Genomic DNA, 17,863 nt, shown 5'->3' with positions numbered 1-17,863 from the left:
AAAGCAAGTGAGTTTTTATTTGTACCTGATTTTTCAAAATTAAGTGTTAATTCTATATTAGATGCACTAGGGCTTGCATTTTTTAGTATGTCTTTAGGTGTATGTGTGATTTTAACTTATGCAGCAAGTTTACCTGATAAAACAAATTTTATAAGTAGTGCTTTAAATATTATCATTATTAATACTATCATTGGTTTGATGATGGGACTTATTGTATTTACTTTTATATTTGAATTCGGAGCTGATCCTACTCAACAAGGTCCAGGACTTATATTTATATCATTAACAACGCTTTTTGCAAAGTTAGGATTTTTGGGAAATGTTTTAGCCATAGCCTTTTTTATAGCTTTATTTTTTGCAGGGATTACTTCGGCTATTTCTATGATAGAACCTTTTACTTTTTATCTTATAAATCGTTATCAAATTTCAAGAAAAAAAGCTTTGGTTTTTGTGGGTATGATTGTTTATTTTCTTGGAAGTTTATCTATACTTTCTTTTTATCATGTAAGCGCGCCAAGTTTAAATTTCTTTGGGAAAAGTTTTTTTGATATTTTAGACTTTTTCATACAAAATTTGCTAATGCCAATTTCTGCTTTAATTACAGCATTTTTTGTGGGTTTTGTGCTTAAAAAAGAAGCTTTACAAACTTTATTTTACCCATTTATGCGTGGGATATATTTTGAAATTTGGTATATCTTTTTAAGATACATTTCTCCATTAGCGGTTATTTTAATTATGGCTAGACAGCTTTTTTTCTAAGGTATTAAAATGAATGATAAATTTTCTAAAATAGGTTTTGTATTAGCAGTAGCAGGTGGAGCTATAGGGCTTGGAAATGCTTGGAAATTTCCAACCTTAGTAGGCCAAAATGGTGGTTTTGCTTTTGTACTTTTGTATTTACTTTTGACTATTAGTATAGGATTTTGTGTATTTTTGGCTGAAATTGCTATGGGAAGATTAAGTCAGAGTGATCCTGTAAATGCTTATAAAAGCTTAGCAACTAAATATGCTCAAAAATGGAAATTTGCTGGATTTTTTATGCTCGGTGGAATTTTTGTATTATCTTTTTATCTTGTTATTATGGGTTGGGTTTTAAAATATATGATAACTTCGATTTATTATCTACCTAGTAATACTCAAGAAGCAGGAGCTTTATTTGGAAATTTAATACAAAATAGTATTTTAGAAAGTAGTTTGTATTTTTTAATTGCTTTTTTTCTTACCTTGTTTGTTGTTTCAAGAGGGGTTAAAAGCGGTATAGAAAAACTTAATGTTTGGATTATGCCAAGTTTGTTTATTATGCTTGTTTTAATGCTAGTATATTGTTTTTTTCAAGATGGTTTTAAGGAAGCTTTTGTTTATTTGTTTTATCCTGATTTTACCAAGCTTAGTTTAAACTCTGTTTTAACAGCTTTAGGTCTTGCTTTTTTTACTTTATGTTTAGGTATAGGTTGTATTACCACTTATGCAGCCTCTTTAAAAGACGATACAAATTTAATTACAAGTTCGGCCATAATTGTGCTTTTAAATATCAGTATAGGTTTGATGATGGGGCTTATTGTATTTACTTTTATATTTAAATTTAATGCTAATCCTGCAGAAGGAGCTGGGCTTGTATTTATATCTTTAACAACTTTATTTTCTAATTTAGGTGCTATCTTTGGACATTTTTTAGCTTTTTATTTTTTCTTAGCTTTATTTTTTGCAGGGATTACTTCAGCAGTTTCTATGATAGAACCTTTTACTTTTTATCTTGTAAATGAATATAAAATTTCAAGAAAAAAAGCTTTGGTTTTTATAGGCTTTGTAGTCTTTCTTTTGGGAATGAGTTGTATTTTATCTTTTAGTGCTAATTATGGGGCTAGCTTTAGTTTTTTTGGTTTAAGTTTTTTTGATATTTTAGATAAATTAACTTCTAATTTTATGCTCCCACTTGGAGCTATTGCAAGTGCTATTTTCGTAGGATTTTTTGTGGAAAAAATAAAAATTTACAATTTATTTTCTAAGTTTATGAGTAGAAGTATTTTTGAAGTATGGTATTTTTTACTTAGATTTGTTGCACCTATTGCGATTATTATCATTATGTTAAATCAAATTTTATAAATTTATTTTTTAAGAAAGTAGAGTTATAATTGCAAAGATGTAAAAATAAGGAAAAATTATGGCTAAAAAGTTAATTGATGTGATGGATACCACATTTAGGGATGGTTTTCAATCTGTTTATGGTGCTAGAGTTTTAATGAATGATTTTTTTCCTGCCCTAGAAGCAGCTAAAGAAGCAGATATTAAGCATTTTGAATTTGGTGGTGGAGCTAGATTCCAAAGTTTATTTTTTTATTTGAACGAAAATGCTTTTGAAATGATGGACAAATTTAGAGCCATCGTTGGAAAAGATGCAAATTTACAAACTCTTGCAAGAGGGGTTAATACCGTAGCACTTGATACAGGTAGTAAAGAAATTATCAATTTGCATGCAAAAATGTTTGCAAAACACGGCACAACTACAATAAGAAATTTTGATGCATTAAATGATGTAAATAATTTAAAATTTAGTGGAGAATGTATAGTTAAACATGGTTTAAAACATGAAATTACCATTACTTTAATGGATTTACCTCCAAAATGTAAAGGTGCGCATGATGTGCCATTTTATGAAAGAATTTTAAAAGAAATTCTACAAGCTCAAATTCCTTTTGATAGTATTTGTTTTAAAGATGCAAGCGGAACTTCAAATCCAAATAAAATTTATGAAGTTATTAAAATGGCTAGAAAAAACCTGCCTGAAAATATGCATATAAGATTACATACGCATGAAACCGCAGGGGTAAGCATAGCATGCTATTTAGCGGCTTTAGAAGCAGGTGTTGATGGTATAGATTTAGCTGCAGCTCCTGTTAGTGGTGGTACTTCTCAACCTGATATTTTAACAATGCTTCATGCTCTAAAAGGAGGCAATTTTGATCTTGGTTTAGATGAAGAAAAAATTTTAAAATACGAAGAAGTATTAAAAGATTGTTTAAAAGATTATTTTCTACCACCTGAAGCAACGGCGGTGAATCCTTTAATACCTTTTTCACCTATGCCAGGTGGAGCACTAACTGCTAATACGCAAATGATGAGAGATAATAATATTTTAGATAAATTTCCTCAAGTTATAAAAGCTATGCAAGAAGTAGTAGAAAAAGGTGGTTATGGTACTTCTGTTACTCCTGTATCGCAGTTTTATTTCCAGCAAGCTTTTAATAATGTAATGTTTGGTCCTTGGAAAAAAATTGCAGATGGATATGGAAAAATGGTTTTAGGATATTTTGGAAAAACTCCCGTTGCTCCAGATCCTGAAGTAATTAAGCTTGCAAGCGAGCAATTAAAATTAGAACCAACTACAAAATTAGCCACAGATATTGCTGATGCTGATGAGAGCAAAAGTATAGCTTATATTAAAAACTTATTAGAAAAAGAAAATTTAGAAACAAGTGAAGAAAATATTTTTATCGTTGCAGCTTGTAAAGAAAAAGGCATAGCTTTCTTAAAAGGCGAAGCTAAGGTTAATGTTAGAAAAAATAGCAAATTAAAATCAAGTCTTATCGATGAAAATCAATTTACCGTTTCAGTTAATGGTAACAAATACCATGTAGAAGTAAGTGCAGGTTTTGATAGAGATGTTAATGTTAAAAGTGCTGTAAAAGTAAGTGCAGATAATGCAAAAGTTGCAAAAACTCAATTAAGTGATAATGCTATTGTTGCAAGTATGAATGCAAATGTGTTTAAAATTTTAGTTAAAGAAAATGATAGTGTAAAGGCAGGTCAAGTTGTAGCTGTACTTGAAGCTATGAAAATGGAAATTGAGATTAGTGCAAGTAAAGATGGAGAAATTGCAGAACTTTTAGTAAATGCTGGTGAGAGCGTAAGTGAAGGTCAAGCTTTAATGACTTATAAATAAGGAGGTAAAGATGAAAGGTTTAGAAAATTTAGGCTTAGAAAATATCGGACAAGTTTTTCACAATCTTAGCTATGATGAGCTTTTAAAGCACGAAAAAAACAATAATGAAGGTGTATGTACTAAAAATGGTACCTTTAGTGTAGATACAGGGATTTTTACTGGAAGAAGTCCTAAAGATAAATATTTTGTAAAACAAGATCCTTCGCAAAAATACATTGCTTGGGGTAAGATTAATCAGCCTATTAGTGAGAAATTATTTGAAAAGCTTTTAGCAAAAGCTAAAAAACAACTTAGTAATAGTGATATTTATATCCAAGATGCATATTGTGGAGCTTCGTTAAAAAGTCGTAAAGCTGTGCGTTTTGTAACTCAAATTGCATGGCAAGCACATTTTGTAAAAAATATGTTTATTCGTCCAAAAGAAGAAGAACTTAGTGAGTTTAAACCTGATTTTGTGGTGTATAATGCTTGCAAATGTATTAATGAAGATTATAAAAAAGATGGTTTAAATTCAGAGGTTTTTGTCATTTTTAACATAGAAAAAAATATAGCAGTAATTGGTGGAACTTGGTATGGTGGAGAGATGAAAAAAGGAATTTTTTCTATGATGAATTATTGGCTTCCACTAGAAAATAAACTTTCTATGCATTGTAGTGCTAATGTTGGAGAAAAAGGTGATGTAGCGCTTTTCTTTGGGCTTAGTGGTACAGGTAAAACTACTCTTTCAACTGATCCAAAAAGAAAATTAATAGGCGATGATGAGCATGGTTGGGATGATGAGGGTGTGTTTAATTTTGAAGGAGGTTGTTATGCAAAATGCATTAACCTTGATCCTCAAAGTGAACCAGAAATTTATGGAGCTATAAAGCAAAATGCACTTTTAGAAAATGTAGTTTTAAAAGATGATTTAAGCGTTGATTTCAATGATGGTTCTAAAACTGAAAATACTAGAGTTTCTTATCCGATAGAGCATATTTTAAATCACGAGCCAAGCCTTAGTGCAGGTCATCCTAGTAATATCATTTTCCTTTCAGCGGATGCTTTTGGTGTTTTACCTCCGGTTAGTAAGCTCAGTAAAGAACAAGCAATGTATTATTTTCTAAGTGGTTATACTGCTAAAGTAGCAGGTACTGAAAGAGGCATTACCGAACCTGTTGCGACTTTTTCAGCTTGTTTTGGAGAAGTGTTTTTGCCATTACATCCAACTGTTTATGCAAAACTTTTGGGCGAAAAAATCATCAAGCATAATGTAAATGTTTATCTGGTAAATACCGGTTGGAGCGGTGGAGCTTATGGTGTAGGTACAAGAATGAGCATTAAAGCTACTAGAGCTTGCATTAATGCGATTTTAGATGGTAGCATACAAAATTGTGAGTTTGAAAACTATGATTTATTTAATCTTGCAGTTCCAAAAGAATTAGCGGGTGTAGAAAGTAAGTTGTTAAACCCTGTTAATACTTGGGAGGATAAAAAAGCTTATGAAGAAACTAAATTAAAGCTTGCAAAAATGTTTATAGAAAATTTCAAACGCTATGAAGATGTAAAAGAAGGAGCAGAATTTAAACTAGCTGGTCCTGCTATCTAAAAAGAGTTAAGCTCTTTTTAGAATAAAGATTGAGGATTGATTTGGGTTTCTTTATTTTTTGGAAGCTCAAATCCACCTAATATATGAAAATGTAAATGAAAAACTTCTTGTCCGCTATTTTTTCCACAATTTGTGATTAATCTATATCCACTTTTATCAAGTCCTAAAAGAGTAGCTAGTTCTTGGATAAATTGTGTCATTTCGCTCATTAATTCAGGTCTTAATTCTTGAAAGTTTTCAAAATGCTCTTTTGGAATGATTAAAATATGAATAGGTGCTTTAGGATTGATATCATGAAAAGCTAAAAATTTTTCACTTTCTAAAACTTTATTAGCAGGGATTTTTCCTTCTACGATTAGTTCAAATACGGTTTTTTCTCTCATTTAGTAATCCTTTTTTTTGTTATTTTTTGCTAATTTTAAATAATTTTACATTAGAATGTTTAAAAAAAATTTAGTTGGAGCTAAAATTGCAAGATATGATAGAAAAAATTGCTTCTGTAAATACTTTAGCAGAGCTTGAAAATATAAAAGTAAGTGTTTTAGGAAAAAAGGGTATTTTGACTTTAGAATTTGCAAAGTTAAAAGATTTACAAGGTGAAGAAAAAAAAGAATTTGCCAATGGTTTAAATAAAACAAGAGATGAATTTAATGAGGCTTATCAAATAAAATTAAAAGAATTAGAAGAAAAAGCTTTAAATGAAAAAATGAAACAAGATGTGCAAGATTTTAGCTTTTTTGATGAAACTTCAAATGCAGGTGCTTTGCACCCAATCATGCAAACTATGGATAAAATCATAGAATATTTTACAGCTTTAAATTTCAGTATAGAAAAAGGGCCTTTGATCGAGGATGATTTTCATAATTTTGAAGCATTAAATTTACCTCAAAATCATCCTGCAAGAGATATGCAAGATACTTTTTATTTTGAAGATAAAACCTTGCTTAGATCTCAAACTTCTCCAGTTCAAATTAGAACTATGCTATCTCAAAAACCACCTATTAGAATGATAGCACCAGGTGCAGTTTTTAGAAGAGATTTTGATATTACTCATACCCCTATGTTTCATCAAGTAGAAGGACTTGTGGTAGAAGAAGGTGATAAGGTAAATTTTGCAAATTTAAAAGATATGCTAGAGCATTTTTTAAAACATATGTTTGGCGATGTAAAAGTGCGTTTTAGACCAAGCTTTTTTCCTTTTACAGAGCCATCTGCTGAAGTAGATATTTCTTGTGTGTTTTGTAAAGGTTGTGGATGTAGGGTTTGTAAGCAAACAGGATGGCTTGAAGTTTTAGGATGTGGCGTTGTTGATCCTAATGTTTATAAATTTGTTGGTTATAAAAATGTAAGTGGCTATGCTTTTGGTTTGGGTGTGGAGCGTTTTGCTATGCTTTTACATAAAATTCCTGATTTGCGTTCTATGTTTGAAGGTGATTTAAGATTATTGGAGCAATTTAGATGATTATTAGTAGAAATTGGTTAAATGAATGGATTGATTTAAGTGAAATATCAACACAAACTATAGTAAATACTTTAAATTCCATAGGATTAGAGGTTGATAGTTTCAAAAGTGTTAAAGCTCCCCAAAAAGTTGTAATAGGTAAGGTTTTAGAAAAAGTTAAACATGAAAATTCAGATAAATTGAATATTTGTAAAGTAGATGTTGGGAATGAAATTTTACAAATTGTTTGCGGTGCAAAAAATGTTGATAAAGATCAATTTGTAGCCGTATCTTTAGTGGGTGCAGTGCTTCCTAGCGGACTTGAGATAAAACCTGCCAAACTTAGAGGGGTTGAATCTATGGGTATGATTTGCTCTTCTAGTGAGCTTGGTTTTGGAAAAAGTAATGAAGGCATTATGGTTTTAGATGAAAGTATGGGGGAATTAGTTCTAGGAAAAGCTCTTAATGAATATGATTTGTTTAATGATGAATTAATTGAAATAGAACTTACTCCAAATCGCGGGGATTGCTTGAGTTTATATGGTGTTGCTAGAGATTTAAGTGCAGCACTTGATTTAAATTTAAAAGAATTAAATCCTTTAAAAGAAGGTGAAAATAGCGTAGGTATAGGAAGAATACTAAGTGTTAAAAATCAAAGTGATGTTGAAGGATTTTTTGCTTATAAGGCACTAGAGATTAAAGAAGAATTTAAGTTAAATATCACGATACAAATTCGTCTTGCTTTGATTGAAGCATATAAAAATAACAACATAGAAAATCTTTTAACTTATGCAACTCATGCAAGTGGAGTGATTTTTTGTGCTTATGATTTTCATAAGCTTTGTCAAGATTGTCAAATTGATGAAAAGATTGTTTTAGAGATTAAAACTCAAGAGCATGGAGAGTATGGGGTTTATTATAAAGATGAGTTGATTGCTTTAGCAGGTATAGAGCAAGAAGATAAATTTAAAATTAATGATGAGAGTAAAATCATCATTATAGAAGCAAGCTATACTCATCCTCAAACTATAGCAAATGCAATAGCCTTTTATAAAAAGAAAAATGATACTATATATCGTTCTTTAAGAGGTAGTGAGCCTAAGCTTTCTTTGGGAATGGAGTATTTATTTAATGAGTGCTTAAAAATTAGTGCAATGAGTGTTTTTTCAGGAAGCCAACAAGTTTTTAAAGAAAATGAAGCAAATATTATTGGGATTTTTGGTACAGAGGTTGATAAAATCATTGGTATGCCTATAGATAAAAATAATTTAGTCAAAATTCTTAGAAAACTAGGCTTTGAAATAAGTGTGGTAAATGATGAACAATTTAATATTAAAATTCCACTTCACCGTAGTGATATAGTAAATATAGCTGATATTAGTGAAGAAATAGTAAGAATTATCGGTATTGATAATATCCCATCAAAAGCTTTAGAATTTAGAGAAAAAAATCGTTTAAATCAAGTATATTTTGATTATCAAGAGCTTAAAAATTTAAGATTAAAAGCAAGTAATAATGGATATTTTGAAAGTGTGCATTATGTTTTGGATAATGAAGAAGAATTAAGTCAGCTAGGATTTAAATGTATTAAAAACAAACTCATTAATCCTATTACTAACGAACTTAATACTTTAAGAAGTACTTTAATAAATCATCTTTTAAATGCAGTAAGCTTTAATCTAAGAAATTCAAAAAAGAAAATTAAACTTTTTGAGTGTGGTAGTGTTTTTGATGAGTTTTCAAATGAGCATGCTAAATTTGCAATGATCTTTAGTGGCTATAAAGAAGAAGCTAAAATCACAAATAAGGCCAAGCCTGTTTTAGTGGATTTTTATACCTTTTTAGCAGAATTAAAAAGCATTATAGGTGAGTTTAGTTTACAAAAATCAGAATATGCATTTTTAAGCCCATATGAACAAGCAAATGTATATAAAAATGGCAAGCGTATAGGTTTTGTAGGTAGAGTACATTTAAGTATAGAAAATGAAAGGGATTTGGTTAAAACTTATATTTGTGAGCTTGATTTGGAAGGCTTAAAACAAGACTTTAAAACCGCTAAAGCATATTCTAAATTTCCATCTATGAGCAGGGATTTAAGTATAGTAATACCTAAGGGTTTTGAATATGAAAAAATCAAACACACTATTGCTAAATTAAATATCGAAAGATTAGAAAGCTTTAGAGTGGTAGATTTATATACAGATGAAAATTTAGGCGATTTTTATAGCTTGACTATTAATTTGGTATTTAGAGATTTTGAAAAAACCTTAGAAGATAATATTATCCTTGAATATATTGATAAAATCATCAAAGCTTTAGATGATGAGCATGGTTTAAAACTTCGATGAAGATAAGTCCTATTGATTCTTTTAAAGTAGAGCTTGAAGATATAGCTTCTGATAAGTCTATATCTCATCGCTTTGCTATTTTTTCTTTGCTTACTCAAGGAACTTGTAAGATTAAAAATTATCTAAAAGCACAAGACACTTTACATACTTTAGCAATCATTCAAGCTTTAGGAGCTGAAGTTGAAGAAATTGATGGATTAATTTATATTAAAGCTCCAAAATATATAAAATCTCCAAATTGCGTTTTAGATTGTGGAAATTCAGGTACAGCTATGAGACTTTTAATAGGTTTTTTAAGTGCTATTGAAGATGAATTTTTTGTTCTTAGTGGAGATTGTTATTTAAATGCTAGGCCAATGAAGCGAGTGAGTGGGCCTTTGATGAGTTTAGGAGCTAAGATTTTTGGAAGAGCTAACGCAAATTTAGCGCCTATTTGCATACAAGGGGCTAAGTTAGATGGTTTTGACTTTAGTAGTAATATTGCTTCAGCTCAAGTAAAATCAGCTTTAATTTTAGCAGCTTTATTTGCCAAAAAAGAAAGTTATTTTAAAGAAGTTGAGCTTTCAAGAGATCATAGTGAGATTATGCTTAATAAAATGGGAGCTTGCATTGAGTATTTAAATGAGGATAAAACTTTTATCAAAATCAATCCTTTAAAAGAAAAATTAAAAGCATTTGAAGTATGTGTACCAAATGATCCATCATCAGCCTTTTACTTTGCCTTAGCTGCTTGTATTTTACCTCATTCAAAAGTAGTCTTAAAAAATGTTTTGTTAAATAAAACACGCATTGAAGCCTTTAAAATTTTAGAAAAAATGGGTGCAAAGATCACTTATAATATTACTAATGAAGATTTTGAAAGTATTGGAGAAATTTGTGTTGAAAGTACGCCTTTAAAGGCGGTAAATGTGAGTGAAAATATCGCATGGTTGATTGATGAAATTCCAGCTTTGGCTATAGCTTTTGCTTGTGCAAAAGGAAAAAGCATTATAAAAAATGCTAAAGAATTGCGCGTAAAAGAAAGTGATAGAATTAAATCAATTGTATTAAATTTGCAAAAATGTGGCATAAAAGTAAAAGAATTTGAAGATGGTTTTGAAGTAGAAGGTGGCGAAGTTAAAAATGCTAAAATAGAAAGCTTTGGAGATCATAGAATAGCGATGAGTTTTTTAATTTTAGGTTTAAGATGTGGAATAGAAATAGATGATAGCGAATGTATCAAAACTTCTTTTCCAAATTTTATTGAGATTTTAAAGCAAATAGGAGCTAAAATTGGAGATTGAATTAGCAAAAAGTTATGGATTTTGTTTTGGAGTAAAAAGAGCTATTAAAAAAGCCGAGCAGATTAAAGATGCAGCTACTATAGGACCTTTAATTCATAATAATGAAGAAATCACAAGACTTTGGAAAAATTATAATGTCAAAACATTAAATGATATTAATGAATTAAACGCAGAAAAAAAAGCCATCATTAGAACCCATGGTATTACAAAGCAAGATTTAGAAAAATTAAAACAAAAAGATATAGAAATTTTTGATGCAACTTGTCCTTTTGTGACTAAACCTCAAAAAATTTGTGAACAAATGAGCAATGAAGGTTATGAAGTTGTTATTTTTGGGGATGAAAATCATCCTGAAGTAAAAGGGGTTAGAAGTTATGTAAGTACTAAAGCTTATGTAGTGCTTGATGAAAAAGAATTGCTTGATATTAAATTGCCTTCTAAAATTGCAGTAGTATCACAAACTACAAAAAAGATAGAAAAATTTATGGAAATTGTAAATTTTTTAATGCTTAGGGTTAAGGAAGTGCGTGTTTTTAATACAATATGTGATGCGACTTTTAAAAATCAAGAAGCAATCAATGAACTTGCTAAAAAAAGTGATGTAATGATAATAGTTGGAGGGAAGAACTCAGCCAATACTAAACAGCTTTTTTTGATAGCAAAAAACTATTGTGAAGATAGTTATTTAATCGAAAATGAAAAAGAAATTCAGAAAGAATGGTTTAGCGGTAAAGAAAAATGTGGCATTAGTGCGGGTGCTTCTACACCTGATTGGGTGATTGATTTGGTTTTGGAAAAAATCAAAGAATACGCCAAAATTAACTAAGTTTAAAGAAAACAATATTATAATCAACAATTAAAATTTAAAACAAAGGACCACAATGAGCGAGGTGAACAAAAAAGTTCAAAACAGACTAGAGGATATTATCATAGAAGAAGATTTTGAGCAAATGCTTGAAGAATCTTTTAAGTCTGATGAGGAGGCAACTACACAGGGTATAATTGTCGCGATTAAAGGCGATGAGGTATTTGTAAATGTAGGACAAAAATCAGAAGGTATTTTAGTAGCAGAAGAAATTCAAAACGAAAAAGGCGAATTTATCTTCAAAGAAGGTGATACATTAGAAGTTGCTATAGTAGGTTCTCGCGGTGGCAGATCTTTACTTTCTCATAAAAAAGCTTTAAGAAAACAAAAAGTTAAAGAATTTATTAACAATTATAAAGATGATGAAACTATATTTGATGTAAAAATCATTGGTAAAAATAGAGGTGGCTTTGTAGCTGTGGATGAAAATGGAGTGGAGTTTTTCCTACCAAAATCACAAAGCAGTTTTAAAGATTCAAACAATATTATCAATAAAACTTTTAAAGTTAAAATTATAAAAATAGATAAAGAAGCTCAGAGTATAGTAGTTTCTAGAAAAAAAATAGTAGATGAGGAAAGAAAAAAACGCAAAGAAATTATTTCAAATGTATTAAATCAAGAAGAAATTATAGAAGGTGTTGTTAAAAAAATCACTACTTACGGTATGTTTGTTGATGTAGGCGGTGTTGATGGTTTAGTTCATTATAGCGAAATTTCTTATAAAGGACCAGTAAATCCTAGTTCATTGTATAATGAAGGTGATAAAGTTCCTGTAAAAGTGATTAAATATGATAAAGATAAAAAACATCTTTCTTTATCTATAAAACTTGCCATGCCTGATCCTTGGGATGAAATCAAAGATGGTTTAGAAGTTGGCGATACTATTAAAGTTACGGTTTCAAATATAGAACCATATGGTGCTTTTGTAGATTTAGGAAATGATATAGAAGGATTTTTACATATAAGTGAAATTTCTTGGGATAAAAATGCTAAAAATCCAAAAGATTATATTAACGAAGGTCAAGAGCTTGATGTGGAAGTGATTGAAATTAATGCTAAAGAAAGAAGACTTAGAGTTTCTTTAAAAAATTTATTAGCAAAACCTTTTGATGAGTTTTTAAAATCGTATAAAGTAGGTGATGTGCTAAAAGGCAGCGTTACTTCTGTGACTAATTTTGGTGCCTTTATAAAAATTGCTAATTTAGAAGGTTTATTACATAATGAAGATGCTTCTTGGAATAGAAGTGATAAATGTAAAGATATGTATAAAGTTGGTGATGTTGTAGAAGTTAAAATCATTAAACTAGATAAAGAAAATCAAAAAATTTCTTTAAGTACTAAAGAATTACAAAAAAGTCCTGTTCAAGTTTATGCTCAAAAACACCAAGTAAATGATGTTATATCTGGTAAAATTAGAGATATTAAAGATTTTGGAGTTTTTGTAGAGCTTGAAGAAGGCGTTGATGCGCTTATTCATAAAGAGGATTTAGGTAATATTGATTTTTCAAGTTTAAAAGTAGGTGATACAATAGAAGCTTTGATTGTTTTCATTGATGAAAAGAAAAATAGAATTCGTTTAAGCGTAAAAAGCCTTGCAAGAATGAAAGAAAGAGAAGCGTTAAATGAAATCAATGATAATGACAAAGTAACTTTAGGTGATATTATCAAAGATCAACTTTTATAATAAAAAATGAAAAAATATACCCTTTATGGTATTTTAGGTTTTTTAAGCCTAATTTTATTTATTGCTTTTATTTTTATGGTGAGATATGTAGATATTGGGAATTTACCTATCTCACAAAATGTTAAATATTCTTTTGATGAAATAAAAAAAGAGTTACCACAAACTTGGCAAGATAAACTTTCAAATATTAAAATCAATGATTTTTCTCCAGCAGCAAATGAATTTTATATGAGTTTTAATATGGATGATTCTGTAGTAAAGCCAAAACAAAAATTTTATATGCTCGATGTAAATAAAAATGATGTTTATTCTATGTTTTGTTTAAAGCAAACTCTGCATTCTTTTTTTATCAAATACACTTTAACACAGAGTAAAGATGAAGTGGCAATTTATTTAGATACAAATAATGAAAAAGTATTAAATACACTGATCGACAAATTAAAAATTTACAACATAAATGCAAAATTAAAGGAGGTTTGGTTATGAAAAAAATTATTGTATGTGATGCGATATTAGACAAAGGCGTAGAACTTTTAAGAAAAGCTGATGATGTTGAGCTTATCGAAGCAGCACATTTGCCTAAAGATGAACTTTTAACAAAATTAAATGATGTAGATGTTGCTATTACTAGAAGTTCAACGGATGTGGATTTGAAATTTATCAATGCATGTTCTAATTTAAAAGCTTTAGTTAGAGCAGGCGTTGGGGTTGATAATGTTGATATAGATGAATGCTCTAAAAAAGGCATTATAGTAATGAATGTACCAACGGCTAATACCATAGCAGCAGTTGAGCTTACTATGAATCATTTATTATGCTCTGCAAGATCTTTTGTAAATGCTCATAATTTTTTAAAAATACAAAGAAAATGGGAAAGAGAAAAGTGGTATGGTGTTGAACTTATGAATAAAACTTTAGGAGTTATAGGTTTTGGTAATATAGGTTCAAGAGTGGCTGTACGTGCAAAAGCTTTTGGTATGAAAGTTATAGCTTATGATCCTTATGTGGTAGCTTCTAAAATGACTGATTTGGGTATAGAGTGTGTGAATTCTTTAGATGTAATCTTAACTCAAAGTGATTTTATTACCATACATACGCCAAAAACAAAAGAAACAACAGATATGATTTCTTTTGAAGAAATTTCTAAAATGAAAGATGGGGTAAGATTGATAAATTGTGCCAGAGGTGGTCTTTATAATGAAGATGCATTGTGCGAGGGGTTAAAAAGTGGTAAAATAGCTTGGCTTGGTATCGATGTGTTTAATAAAGAACCAGCAACTAATCATCCATTTTTAGACTTTGAAAATGTTTCTGTTACTTCTCATCTTGGTGCAAACACTTTAGAAAGTCAAGAAAATATCGCTATCCAAGCATGCGAGCAAGCTTTAAATGCTGCAAGAGGAATTTCTTATCCTAATGCTTTAAATTTACCGATTAAAACTGAAGATTTACCAAGTTTTGTAGCACCTTATATTGAGCTTATTTCCAAAATGGGCTTTTTGGCTGCTCAGCTTGATAAAACTCCTATTAAGGCTATTAAACTTGAGAGCGAAGGACAAATTAGCGAGTATAATGAGTCTTTACTAACTTTTGCAACAGTGAGTGTTTTAAGAGGAATTTTAGGTGAGAATATTAATTATATTAACGCACATTTTGTAGCTAAAGATAAGGGCGTAGAACTTTCTTCTTGTATTCTACCAAGTAGTGGTTATAGTAATAAAATCACTATAAAAGTAATTACAGATAATTCTAACCTTTCTATCTCAGGGACTATTTTTGGTGAAAATGAACAAAGGATAGTAGAGTTAAATGGTTTTGATGTAGATTTTAAACCAAAAGGGAAAATGATAATTTTAAACAATAATGACATACCAGGAGTTATTGCTAATGTTAGCGGAATTTTAGCCAAAAATAATGTCAATATAGCTGATTTTAGACTTGGTAGAAATGGCTTTGGAAAAGCTTTGGCTGTAATTTTGCTTGATACAAAAATTTCAAAAGCTTTGCTTGAGGAATTAAGAGCTATTGATGCTTGTATTTTTGCAGAATATGCAGAAATTTAAGGCTTTTTATAAGCCTTAATTGTTACAATTATTTTTTAATTTTAAGATTAAGGAAAATATATGGCTTCTTATGGAATGGGAGATTTAAAAAAAGGTTTAAAAATAGAAATTGATGGTATTCCTTTTAAAATTGTAGAATATCAACATGTAAAACCAGGAAAAGGTCCTGCTTTTGTTCGTATTAAAATTAAATCTTTTATCGATGGTAAGGTTTTGGAAAAAACTTTCCATGCAGGGGATAAATGTGAATCTCCAAATTTAGAAGAAAAACAAATGCAATATCTATACGATGATGGTGAAAATTGTCAATTTATGGATACCCAAACTTATGAGCAAGTTGCAATTAGCGATGAAGATGTGGGTGAAGCTAAAAAATGGATGCTTGATGGAACCATGGTAGATGTTTTATTTCACAATGGAAAAGCAATTGGTGTGGAAGTACCTCAAGTAATGGAACTTAAAATTATTGAAACAGCGCCAAATTTCAAAGGTGATACTCAAGGCTCAAACAAAAAACCAGCTACTTTAGAAACAGGTGCAGTAGTGCAAATTCCTTTCCATGTATTAGAGGGGGAAGTAATCCGTGTTGATACTGTGCGTGGAGAGTATATAGAAAGAGCAAATAAATAATCCCTTATTTTAAGGGATTATAAAGTTCTTAATTTATTAATTTCATCTCTAAGCATTGCTGCTTTCTCAAACTCAAGATTTTTAGCTGCTTCTAGCATTTGTTTTCTTAATTCTTTTACTATTTTAGCGCGTTCTTTCGCAGGCATTTTTTCAAGTTCTTTGCCTTTACGATAAATTTCTCCTTGTTCAAGCTCATGTTTTAAACTTTCTTCTATGTTTCTTTTTACTGAGGTTGGTGTGATGTTGTGCTTTTTATTATAAGCTTCTTGTAGGGTTCTTCTTTCATTGGTAGTATCGATAGCTTCTTGCATAGATTTTGTGATTTTTTTAGCAAAAAGCAATACTTTTCCATTGACATTTCTAGCCGCGCGTCCCATCGTTTGAATGAGTGCAGTGGTGCTTCTTAAAAAGCCTTCCTTGTCTGCATCCATAATCGCTATAAGGGAAACTTCAGGTAAATCAAGTCCTTCTCTTAAAAGATTAATCCCGATTAAAATATCAAAAGCACCACTTCTTAAGCCACGGATGATTTCATTGCGCTCAATTGCATCAATTTCTGAGTGCATGTATTTTACTTTTAAGCCAAGTTCCAAGTAGTATTTACTAAGCTCTTCAGCCATTTTTTTAGTTAAAACGGTTATTAAAACTCTTTCATTACGCTCTATAACTTTTTTAGCTTCATCGTATAAAATTTCTACTTGATTTTCACTATCTTTGATTTCTATTTTAGGATCTAAAAGCCCTGTTGGACGCATGATTTGATAAAAAATATTTTCTTTGCTTAATTCTAGTTCTAAAGGTGCAGGTGTGGCTGAAACAAATAAAAATTTACAATTTTTATTAATAAATTCATCAAACATCAAAGGTCTATTATCTAAGGCACTTGGCAAGCGAAAACCATAATCAACCAAAGTTTGCTTTCTGCTTCTATCCCCTGCAAACATTCCGCGAAATTGTGGTAAAGATACATGAGATTCATCTACAATGACTAAAAAATCTTGATTTTTAATGGCAAAATAATCAAAAAGCGTATAAGGTGTATCGCCGCTCTTAAGCCCTGTTAAATGCAAGGCATAATTTTCAACTCCTTTGCACATGCCAGTACTTTGAAGCATTTCAAGGTCAAATTCTACCCTTTGTTTTAGTCTTTGTGCTTCTACGAGTTTATTTTCATTTTCAAAATAAGCAAGGCGTTTATTTAATTCAGCTTTTATACCTTTTATAGCCTCTTTAAGTCTAGCTTCACCTACGCTAAATTGACTAGTTGGATAAAGTATAAATTTTTTTAAGTCTTTACCTTTTTTATTTTCTAAGATATTATAATGATACATCGCCTCAAGTTCATCGCCAAAAAATTCAAGTCTAATAGCTTCATCCTCATAATAAGCTGGATATATATCTACTATATCTCCATTGACTCTAAAATCAGCTCTGTCAAAGAAATTATCATTGCGTTTATAACCCATATCTACAAGTTTTTTTAAAAGTTCTTTTTGATTTATTTGCATATTAAGCTCTAAAATCAAAACCATACCCACATACTCACTTGGATTTCCCAAACCATAATTTGCTGAAACACTAGCTATGCAAATAACATCATCATAACTTAAAAGCGAAGCACTTGCGCTTAGTCTTAATCTTTCTAAGTCTTCATTAGTAGAGCTGTCTTTTTCTATAAAAACATCGGTTCTTGGTATATAAGCCTCGGGTTGATAATAATCATAATAGCTTATAAAATACTCCACATGATTATTTGCAAAAAAGCCTTTAAATTCACTATAAAGTTGCGCGCATAAGCTTTTATTGTGGCTCATGATAAGAGTAGGCATATTTAAGTTTTTAATGATATTTGCCATAGTGAAAGTTTTTCCACTACCTGTAACACCTAGCAAGGTTTGGTATTTATTGCCTGCTTTAATGCTTTTTACTATACCATCAATAGCTTGCTTTTGATCAGGACTTGGCTTAAATTCGCTAGTAAGTTCAAACATAATTTTTCCTAACTTGTATTTTTACTAATTTTA

Annotated in this window: 14 protein-coding genes; 12 read left to right on the top strand and 2 right to left on the bottom strand. The window is 30.1% G+C overall.

Annotated features, from left to right (window positions below; translation table 11 throughout):
• The 4 genes from CAMP5063_RS06175 to pckA form a co-directional block, all read left to right on the top strand.
• Positions 1 to 759: sodium-dependent transporter (locus tag CAMP5063_RS06175; protein WP_337195001.1), on the top strand; the 759-nt coding region annotated here is incomplete at its 5' end.
• 9 nt (positions 760 to 768) lie between these two features.
• Complete coding sequence (locus tag CAMP5063_RS06170) at positions 769 to 2,103, top strand: sodium-dependent transporter (protein WP_133319885.1); 1,335 nt, start codon at positions 769 to 771, stop codon at positions 2,101 to 2,103.
• 58 nt (positions 2,104 to 2,161) lie between these two features.
• Entirely contained in the window at positions 2,162 to 3,940 is a 1,779-nt protein-coding gene (locus CAMP5063_RS06165; RefSeq protein WP_337195000.1) for a biotin/lipoyl-containing protein, read from the top strand.
• 10 nt (positions 3,941 to 3,950) lie between these two features.
• Entirely contained in the window at positions 3,951 to 5,525 is a 1,575-nt protein-coding gene (pckA, locus tag CAMP5063_RS06160; RefSeq protein WP_263737362.1) for a phosphoenolpyruvate carboxykinase (ATP), read from the top strand.
• Positions 5,526 to 5,542: 17 nt separating this feature from the next.
• Here pckA and CAMP5063_RS06155 read toward each other — a convergent pair whose 3' ends face one another.
• A complete protein-coding gene (locus tag CAMP5063_RS06155; RefSeq protein ID WP_337194999.1) occupies positions 5,543 to 5,908 on the bottom strand; it encodes a histidine triad nucleotide-binding protein in 366 nt (121 codons plus the stop codon).
• A gap of 86 nt (positions 5,909 to 5,994) precedes the next feature.
• On the opposite strand from CAMP5063_RS06155, the gene pheS reads away from it, so the two are divergent.
• Genes pheS through efp form a run of 8 tightly spaced genes read left to right on the top strand, consistent with a single transcriptional unit; the run spans position 5,995 to position 15,839 of the window.
• Positions 5,995 to 6,987: a phenylalanine--tRNA ligase subunit alpha gene (gene pheS, locus CAMP5063_RS06150; protein WP_087699975.1), complete on the top strand. Its 993-nt coding sequence runs from the start codon at positions 5,995 to 5,997 to the stop codon at positions 6,985 to 6,987.
• Positions 6,984 to 9,314, top strand: coding sequence for a phenylalanine--tRNA ligase subunit beta (gene pheT / locus CAMP5063_RS06145; RefSeq protein WP_337194998.1), 2,331 nt, complete (start codon positions 6,984 to 6,986; stop codon positions 9,312 to 9,314). Before pheS ends, pheT begins: the two co-directional genes overlap by 4 nt.
• The gene (gene aroA, locus CAMP5063_RS06140) at positions 9,311 to 10,597 is read left to right on the top strand and encodes a 3-phosphoshikimate 1-carboxyvinyltransferase (RefSeq protein ID WP_337194997.1); all 1,287 of its coding nucleotides are present in this window, start codon (positions 9,311 to 9,313) and stop codon (positions 10,595 to 10,597) included. Before pheT ends, aroA begins: the two co-directional genes overlap by 4 nt.
• Positions 10,587 to 11,423 (top strand): 4-hydroxy-3-methylbut-2-enyl diphosphate reductase, encoded by an 837-nt coding sequence (locus tag CAMP5063_RS06135; RefSeq protein WP_133319891.1) that lies wholly within the window; start codon positions 10,587 to 10,589, stop codon positions 11,421 to 11,423. The genes aroA and CAMP5063_RS06135 overlap by 11 nt, the downstream gene beginning before the upstream one ends.
• A gap of 55 nt (positions 11,424 to 11,478) precedes the next feature.
• Positions 11,479 to 13,146 carry a 30S ribosomal protein S1 gene (locus tag CAMP5063_RS06130; protein ID WP_263665445.1) on the top strand — a complete coding sequence of 556 codons (1,668 nt, stop codon included), beginning with the start codon at positions 11,479 to 11,481 and terminating at the stop codon, positions 13,144 to 13,146.
• Positions 13,147 to 13,152: 6 nt separating this feature from the next.
• Entirely contained in the window at positions 13,153 to 13,632 is a 480-nt protein-coding gene (locus CAMP5063_RS06125) for a hypothetical protein (protein ID WP_133319893.1), read from the top strand.
• Positions 13,629 to 15,209 carry a phosphoglycerate dehydrogenase gene (serA, locus tag CAMP5063_RS06120; protein WP_263659747.1) on the top strand — a complete coding sequence of 527 codons (1,581 nt, stop codon included), beginning with the start codon at positions 13,629 to 13,631 and terminating at the stop codon, positions 15,207 to 15,209. Before CAMP5063_RS06125 ends, serA begins: the two co-directional genes overlap by 4 nt.
• A gap of 60 nt (positions 15,210 to 15,269) precedes the next feature.
• Entirely contained in the window at positions 15,270 to 15,839 is a 570-nt protein-coding gene (gene efp, locus CAMP5063_RS06115) for an elongation factor P (protein ID WP_039618934.1), read from the top strand.
• A 17-nt stretch (positions 15,840 to 15,856) separates the two neighbouring features.
• Here efp and uvrB read toward each other — a convergent pair whose 3' ends face one another.
• Positions 15,857 to 17,830, bottom strand: coding sequence for an excinuclease ABC subunit UvrB (uvrB, locus tag CAMP5063_RS06110; RefSeq protein WP_133319895.1), 1,974 nt, complete (start codon positions 17,828 to 17,830; stop codon positions 15,857 to 15,859).
• Positions 17,831 to 17,863 lie beyond the last annotated feature (33 nt).

Origin of the sequence: Campylobacter sp. RM5063 (genome assembly GCF_024723655.1) — a bacterium.
Lineage (GTDB): Bacteria > Campylobacterota > Campylobacteria > Campylobacterales > Campylobacteraceae > Campylobacter_D > Campylobacter_D lari_D.
This window is presented reverse-complemented; position numbering and strand designations above follow the sequence as displayed.

Coding starts and splice junctions, on each gene's coding strand:
- CAMP5063_RS06170 (WP_133319885.1), top strand. CDS start 769: ATGAATGATAAATTTTCTAAAATAGGTTTTGTATTAGCAGTAGCAGGT.
- CAMP5063_RS06165 (WP_337195000.1), top strand. CDS start 2,162: ATGGCTAAAAAGTTAATTGATGTGATGGATACCACATTTAGGGATGGT.
- pckA (WP_263737362.1), top strand. CDS start 3,951: ATGAAAGGTTTAGAAAATTTAGGCTTAGAAAATATCGGACAAGTTTTT.
- CAMP5063_RS06155 (WP_337194999.1), bottom strand. CDS start 5,908: ATGAGAGAAAAAACCGTATTTGAACTAATCGTAGAAGGAAAAATCCCT.
- pheT (WP_337194998.1), top strand. CDS start 6,984: ATGATTATTAGTAGAAATTGGTTAAATGAATGGATTGATTTAAGTGAA.
- aroA (WP_337194997.1), top strand. CDS start 9,311: ATGAAGATAAGTCCTATTGATTCTTTTAAAGTAGAGCTTGAAGATATA.
- CAMP5063_RS06130 (WP_263665445.1), top strand. CDS start 11,479: ATGAGCGAGGTGAACAAAAAAGTTCAAAACAGACTAGAGGATATTATC.
- CAMP5063_RS06125 (WP_133319893.1), top strand. CDS start 13,153: ATGAAAAAATATACCCTTTATGGTATTTTAGGTTTTTTAAGCCTAATT.
- serA (WP_263659747.1), top strand. CDS start 13,629: ATGAAAAAAATTATTGTATGTGATGCGATATTAGACAAAGGCGTAGAA.
- efp (WP_039618934.1), top strand. CDS start 15,270: ATGGCTTCTTATGGAATGGGAGATTTAAAAAAAGGTTTAAAAATAGAA.
- uvrB (WP_133319895.1), bottom strand. CDS start 17,830: ATGTTTGAACTTACTAGCGAATTTAAGCCAAGTCCTGATCAAAAGCAA.